The sequence below is a fragment of the Stenotrophomonas sp. SrG genome (genome assembly GCF_050031795.1).
GTDB lineage: Bacteria > Pseudomonadota > Gammaproteobacteria > Xanthomonadales > Xanthomonadaceae > Stenotrophomonas > Stenotrophomonas rhizophila_A.
On the sequence record NZ_JBNBBE010001700.1, the window covers coordinates 1 to 231 of the forward strand.

A 231-nucleotide genomic window follows, 5' to 3' on the forward strand; every position below is an offset into this window, starting at 1 on the left:
CTTTGCTGCAGGTGTACTCGGGGTATCGCTGCGTTCTTTTGGCGTTTCTGCTGACGGGCATCAACGAGGGGGTCAAGGGCTTGGGCATGCAGATCATCGACCTGCGCATCAAGATGTTCGACCTGCCGACCGACAGCCAGGTGATCAACGACGTGTACGTGCGCATGCGCGCCCCGCGCAAGCTGGAAGCGGCCATGCTGCGGGCAGAGGGTGAAGAGCAGTCGCTCACCA

General features: G+C 61.5%; 1 pseudogene. It reads left to right on the forward strand.

The annotated features are described in order from the left end of the window. A pseudogene (locus tag ACQG3P_RS25145) lies at positions 1 to 231 on the forward strand (protease modulator HflC); the annotation flags it as partial.